Here is a 6823-nt window from a genome sequence, read left to right on the forward strand (position 1 = left end):
ACAATAAAGAAGCTGGTGGAAATCAGCTTCTTTAGCTTGAGGGGGGAAGTTTGTGTATAAAGTAATTGCGAAGAGGCTTTTAAATGCAATTCCGCTTTTATTTGTTATTTCTATTATTTCTTTTCTATTAATAAAACTAGCACCGGGGGATCCGGTTCGAAACTTTGTAACGCCAAATATGAGTCCAATTGATGTTGAGCGTATTCGCACAAGTTTAGGGCTAGATCAACCAATTTATATGCAGTATATTTTATGGTTAAAAAATATTTTAACAGGGAACTTTGGTTATTCACTTCAAAACCATCGTCCTGTTCTAGATCTTATTGTAGAAAGGTTACCTGCGACAATCGGCTTAATGGGATCGTCTTTACTCGTCTCATTTGTAATCGCAATCCCGCTTGGACTACTTACAGGTGTGAAAAAGAATTCTATCTTTGATCGCATTGTGAACTTTATCTCTTATGTGGGAATTTCAATGCCAGTCTTTTGGTTCGCTTTACTATTAATTTACTTATTCTCTTTAAAGTTGAACCTTCTTCCGAGCATGGGTATGCGCACAGTCGGTCAAGATTCCGTCTGGGATATTGTCCAACACGGCATTTTACCTTGTATGGTGTTAGCGTTCCAAAACGTATCTGTTTATATGAGATATATTCGTTCAAGTACGATTCAGCAATTAGAAGAAGAATATGTACAAATTCAATATGCGTACGGTGCTTCAAAGAAAACGGTTTTATTTAATCACGTACTTCGAAATGTATTAATACCAATCATTACAATTTTCGGATTATCGATTCCAAGTTTAGTAGGCGGAGCATTTATTACGGAAACAGTATTTTCATGGCCGGGTCTTGGTTCACTTGGGGTAAATGCTATTTTTAGATTTGATTATCCGATTATCATGGCAATTACATTACTATCATCATTCATGTTAATTCTCGGTAACTTAATTGCTGATATTTTATATGGCGTAGTAGATCCGCGCATTCGAATGAGGGGGTGATTTGGAATGAATAATAGGAGATTTCAAACGATAAAACATAGCTTTACGAAAAATAAGTTTGTTGCAATGGGAGTTATTATACTTGCGATTTTAACGGTCGCATCAACTTTCGCATTCGTCTCGCCGTACGATCCTAGCAAAATGTCGATTCCAGATCGCTTACAAGAACCAAGTATGAGTCATCCTTTCGGAACGGATGATTACGGAAGAGATTACTTAACGAGAGCGTTATATGGCGGACGAGTTTCACTTGCGGTCGGTTTTCTTGCGATGGTTGTTTCTATTACAATCGGTACCGCAGTTGGAACAATTAGCGGATATTTTGGCGGAAAGTTAGACAACTTCTTAATGAGGGTTGTTGAAGTACTTATGTCAATTCCATCATTCTTTTTAATGCTACTATTAAATGCGTATTTAAAACCAGGAATTACGACGTTAGTTCTTATTATCGGATTACTAACATGGATGGACACCGCCCGTATTGTAAGGGCAGAAACGTTATCTGTAAAAGAGCGTGAGTACGTTTTATACGCAAAAGTATCAGGACAAAAATCACTTATGATTATTGTAAGACATATCATTCCTAACATTTTATCGACCATTATTATCGCTGCGACATTAACAATTGCGACATCGATTTTAATGGAATCATCACTTAGTTTCTTAGGTTTAGGTATTAGAGAACCAGATTCTTCTTGGGGCAGCATGCTAAACAATGCGCAAGGATATATTGGTGAAGCTTGGTATTTAACACTCTTCCCAGGATTCCTTATCCTTTTAACGGTACTTAGTTTTAACGTAATTGGTGAAGCATTGAAGAAAGCTTTCGCACCAAAAGGAGCCGGACATGAAAACTAAAGTGTTAAGTGAAAGGAGTGAGAAGCGTGTCTGAAAAACTACTAGAAGTGAAAAATTTAAAGACTTCTTTTTTCATAGAAAGTGGCGAAGTTGAAGCGGTTCGCGGCGTTACATTTCGCTTAAATAAAGGAGAAGTAGTCGGTATCGTTGGGGAATCTGGAAGCGGAAAGAGTGTAATGGCGAAGTCTGTTATGTCTCTCGTTACGTCACCAGGAAAAGTGAAAGAAGGGGAAATCCTTTTTCATAATGAAAACATACTTTCTAAATCTGAAAAAGAATTACGTTCTATTAGAGGAAATCAAATTTCACTTATCTCTCAAGACCCAATGTCAGCGCTAAATCCAGTCGTGAAAATTGGGAAACAAATGACGGAAGTAATTATACGTCATCAAAAAGTGAAAAAGAAAGAAGCAGAGCAGATCGCGATCAACTTGTTAAAACAAGTCGGCCTTTCGTCACCAGAAGAAAGGGTAAAACAATATCCGCATGAACTAAGCGGTGGTATGAAGCAGCGGGTTATAATCGCAATGGCGATGTCTTGTAATCCGGACCTTCTTATTGCTGACGAACCGACGACTGCACTTGATGTAACGATACAGGCGCAAATACTAGATTTAATGAAAAACTTAAAGAACGAAACGAATATGGCGTTACTTCTTATTACGCATGACTTAGGAATCGTCGCGCAAAACTGTACGCGCGTTATCGTTATGTACGGCGGGCTTATTATGGAAGAAGGACCTGTACTTGATATTTTCCAATCGCCGAATCATCCATATACGAAAGGGCTATTAAACTCTTTGCCAAAAATAGCGAACGGCGTAAAAGAAAGACTCGCTCCTATTCAAGGTGTAACGCCAAACTTATTAAACCCGCCACAAGGTTGCCCATTCGCAGAGCGTTGCCCGCATGCGATGGACATTTGTGAAAAAGAACGTCCGCCATATTTTGAAATCGGAAACAAAAGACGTTCCATGTGCTGGTTAAACGATAAGACAGTAGGTGATTCACATGCATGAAGAAAACTTAATTGAAGTTCGGAACTTAAAAAAGTATTTTCCTATTAAAAAAGGACTATTTGGCAGGAAAACAGAGCAATTAAAAGCAGTCGATGACCTTAGCTTCACCATTAAAAAAGGTGAAACATTCGGATTAGTAGGAGAATCAGGTTGCGGAAAATCAACGACAGGAAGAAGCATCATTCGTTTACACGATGTCACTTCAGGTAACGTTTTATTCGACGGAAAAGATATCGCAAGTTTAAAGGAAAGTGAACTAAAAGAATATCGAAAAAGAATGCAAATCATTTTCCAAGATCCATACGCATCATTAAACCCGGCAATGAACGTATTCCAAATTATTAGCGAACCAATGAACATTCACGGTTCCTACGAAAAAGAAGAACAAAAAGAAATCATTTTAGACCTTCTGAAAAAGGTAGGATTAAAAGAAGAACATTTATATCGCTACCCGCACGAATTTAGTGGAGGCCAGCGCCAGCGCATTAGCATCGCGCGCGCACTATCTGTAAAACCAGACTTTATCCTATGTGACGAACCAATCTCAGCACTCGATGTCTCAGTCCAAGCACAAGTCGTAAACATGCTGCAAGACATCCAAGAAGAAACAGGAGTCACATACTTATTCATCGCACATGACCTATCTATGGTAAGGCACATATCAGACAGAATCGGAGTCATGTACTTAGGAAACATAGTAGAAATTGCCGACAGTGAAGACCTATACACAAAACCGGCACATCCATACACACAAGCACTACTCTCATCTATGCCAGAACCAGATCCAACAAACATAGGAAAAGAACGGATCATCCTAGAGGGAGAAGTACCAAGCCCACTAAACTCACCATCCGGCTGCAAATTCAGAACGCGCTGCAAATTCGCCACTGAAAAATGCGCACAGGAAGTACCGAAGATGGTGGAGATTGAGAAGGGGCATGAGGTGGCTTGTCATTTGTTTTAGAGGGAGAGCACTAGGGGGGACCTGGTGCTTTTTTCTTTGTAGGTGGACGTGGTGTGGGATTGGTTGTTAGTTTAGGAGATAGCGCGCTCGAAATTTGTCGGTAAATCGATATGTTGTGTCGAAACGTTGATATATTCGGAGTTACGATTGATATAATTGAATAAACGTTGATATATTTTTGTAAAGAGTGGGATTGGTTGTAACTTAATGTAGAAATTTAATGTTTTCGAAAAAAAGAATTGACTTCTATATTAGTTGTAACTAAAATAGTTACATAAAGATGTAAACAATTTAGTTACAACTAATATCTGCTAAAAATATGATTTATATATTTAATTAAGGATGGTGGTCCATACGTTGCCACCCGGTGTAGAAAGTTACTAACACATTCAAATCAATGCATATTCCAAGCTTTAGTATTTTCTGTTACGGGGCAATAAGGTGCAACGTTATCTTTTGTTAAAAACCTTGGTGGATCTTTCTTTGGAAATATTAGTTTTGGGGAAATATAGTAAGGTATCTAAAAAAGAACAAGGTATAAAAAGATGTACTTATATAAACCAAAAATTTAGTTGAGCTGGATAATAAAAAAAGGTAGGAGATTTAAATGGAGACGAAACAAGATAACCTTATTTACGTATGGGATGCATATTGTGGATGGTGCTATGGTTTTTCAGAAAGTATTAAAGGATTTTACAAAAACCACACTGAAGTGCCATTAACAGTTTTATGTGGAGGGTTATTTTTAGATAATTTACCAATGAAAAACTTCTCATATATAGAAGAGGGAAATAAAAGAATTAATCAACTTACAGGTGCTGAATTTGGTCCTTCCTATCAAAAATTGGTGGAGGAAGGGACTTTTAAAATGAATTCGAAAGATGCTGCAATTGGTTTTTCAGCTTTACGCTCATTAGCGCCAGACCGTTTATTAGAATTCACTTCGGCTATGCAAAAAGCGTTTTATTATGAGGGCCAAAGTCTGAGTGATCCTGAAACATATCGCAAAATTGCAATCGAGCATGGTTTGGACCCTGAAAAAGTATTAGAACGTTTAAACGCTCAAGAAACAATATTAGATGTCCAAAATGATTTCAATAAAGTTCGACAGCTTGGTGTTAATAGCTATCCTTCATTACTTTTACAAAAGGATAATCAAATTATTCCTATTGGTGGTGGCGTAATGACGCCAGGTAAAATTGAAGCGAGTTTTAAAAATTTATATTAAGAAAATTTAGGATATAGTAGCAAACATGTTATCTTAGGCCACCTGACATTCATCTCCGGAATATTCGCCAGTACTATTACACTTTCAGATAAATGGGAGTGGGAGATTTTATCGGAACAAGATAAAAATATGATAATTAGTTAATAACTTTAATAAAAGGAGAATAACATACTATGTTTAAAACAATCGATACAAATCAAAAAGATGTGAAATTAACGGTGTTTAGTTCGGACGAAAAAAGCTTTATGGTCACGGCAACATTAGTTGAGAAAGCAGGACATGCATTTTTAATAAACTCAAAATTTACTCAATCTGATTCGAAAGAAATTGTTGAGTATCTGAAAAAAAACAACTTATCTCTAGATAAAATCTTTATTATTCATGGGGATCCAGACTACTACTTTGGATTAGAGAGCATTAAAGCCGTTTACCCAGAAGCTATAGCGTATGCAACAGAGTCTACTGTTGAACATATCGTTCATTCTGTCTTAGGGAAATTAAAAGTTTGGAAAGACGCCCTTGGAGAAAATGCACCGAATAACGTGGTATTACCTCAAGTGTTTAAAGAAAAAACAATTGATTTTCAGGGGTTAACATTTGAACTAGTAGGCTTAGATCATTACAGAACTAGCTTATTTAATAAAGAGCTGAAAGTATTAATTGGTGGTATTGATGTATTTAACGAAATCCATGTATTCTTAGCTGATACTAGCTCAAAAGCGGCAATGGAGGCTTGGATTGAAAACTTGAAAGTGTTACAAGCATTACATGCTGACATCATTGTACCTAGCCATGGATCAATTGAAAAATCCTTAAATAATCAAGCACTTACTGCGACAATGGATTATCTAAGAACTGCGATTCAAGCTTCTGAGGAAAGTAAAACTTCAAAAGATTTTGTAGCAAGACTTGATGCAGCATATCCAGGCTATGCAAATAAAGGTGTATTAGAATTAAGTGCAAAAGTTGTAACAAAAGAAATGCCTTGGGGTTAATGATATGAATAAATATCAAAAGCTATTACATGAAACGTATGTGTTAACTGGCGAAGGGAAATTGGATGCGTTCAAAACGTATTTAAGTGAAAATGTATCTTGGACAGAAGCTGCTGGGTTTCCATATGCGGGTACTTATATTGGTCCAGATGAAGTAGTGAAGAACGTACATGAACGTCTTGGTACGGAATGGGATAACTATAGTGCAAAAGATGAAATTTATGCTTTTAATAACAATACTGTTATTGTGTATGGAAAATATAGTGGAACATATAAAGCTACAGGGAAGTCATTTGTAGCAGATTTTTGTCATCTTTATAAGTTTGATGAGAACGATAAGGTTAAGAAGTTTATACAAATTGTGGACAGTGCAACTGTTAATGAGGTATTAAGTTAGAGTTAATCGTTTCTAATATGCCTTGTATAGGGGGAGGATAAATGAAATTCCTAACATTACCCCTGACATTACATTTTTGGGAAGGTTTCTCCTTCTTCAAACTTTTTATAGAAGAAAACTTATTTAAGTAGAAGAGGTAGGTATATATGAAATTAGAGAAAAGTTTAATCATAACAATTATTTCTGTATTTATTTTAGGAGTAGTTTCGACTTTGGTATATCAAGCTTCCACCGGTAATAACAAAGGGAACTCAATTAAGAGCGAAAATGTTGCTTCTGTATCAAAAGAAGTAAAAGAAAATGAAAAGAATAAAAAGATGGTAGTTGATTTCTATAATGAAGTTTTTAACAAACATAAT

General features: G+C 36.4%; 7 protein-coding genes and 1 pseudogene. All 8 read left to right on the plus strand.

Translation table 11 applies throughout. From position 1 onward, the window contains the following. Positions 1 to 52: 52 nt before the first annotated feature. Positions 53 to 1003: an ABC transporter permease gene (locus tag MR167_RS20975; RefSeq protein ID WP_242315387.1), complete on the plus strand. Its 951-nt coding sequence runs from the start codon at positions 53 to 55 to the stop codon at positions 1001 to 1003. 6 nt (positions 1004 to 1009) lie between these two features. Then, on the plus strand, positions 1010 to 1861 hold the full coding sequence (locus MR167_RS20980) for an ABC transporter permease (protein WP_242315388.1): 852 nt from the start codon (positions 1010 to 1012) through the stop codon (positions 1859 to 1861). A 26-nt stretch (positions 1862 to 1887) separates the two neighbouring features. Next, positions 1888 to 2880, plus strand: a complete 993-nt coding sequence (locus tag MR167_RS20985) for an ABC transporter ATP-binding protein (protein WP_242315389.1) — start codon at positions 1888 to 1890, stop codon at positions 2878 to 2880. Next, positions 2873 to 3844: an ABC transporter ATP-binding protein gene (locus tag MR167_RS20990; RefSeq protein WP_242315390.1), complete on the plus strand. Its 972-nt coding sequence runs from the start codon at positions 2873 to 2875 to the stop codon at positions 3842 to 3844. Before MR167_RS20985 ends, MR167_RS20990 begins: the two co-directional genes overlap by 8 nt. A gap of 607 nt (positions 3845 to 4451) precedes the next feature. Continuing rightward, a complete protein-coding gene (locus tag MR167_RS20995) occupies positions 4452 to 5072 on the plus strand; it encodes a DsbA family protein (protein WP_242315392.1) in 621 nt (206 codons plus the stop codon). Between the two features lie 173 nt (positions 5073 to 5245). After that, positions 5246 to 6067: an MBL fold metallo-hydrolase gene (locus MR167_RS21000; RefSeq protein ID WP_000477270.1), complete on the plus strand. Its 822-nt coding sequence runs from the start codon at positions 5246 to 5248 to the stop codon at positions 6065 to 6067. A 4-nt stretch (positions 6068 to 6071) separates the two neighbouring features. Next, positions 6072 to 6464, plus strand: coding sequence for a nuclear transport factor 2 family protein (locus MR167_RS21005; RefSeq protein ID WP_001046370.1), 393 nt, complete (start codon positions 6072 to 6074; stop codon positions 6462 to 6464). Between the two features lie 146 nt (positions 6465 to 6610). After that, positions 6611 to 6823 (plus strand): annotated as a pseudogene (locus tag MR167_RS21010) (nuclear transport factor 2 family protein); the annotation flags it as partial.

This window comes from Bacillus cereus group sp. BfR-BA-01355 (assembly GCF_022663675.1).
Taxonomy (GTDB): Bacteria; Bacillota; Bacilli; order Bacillales; family Bacillaceae_G; genus Bacillus_A; species Bacillus_A thuringiensis_S.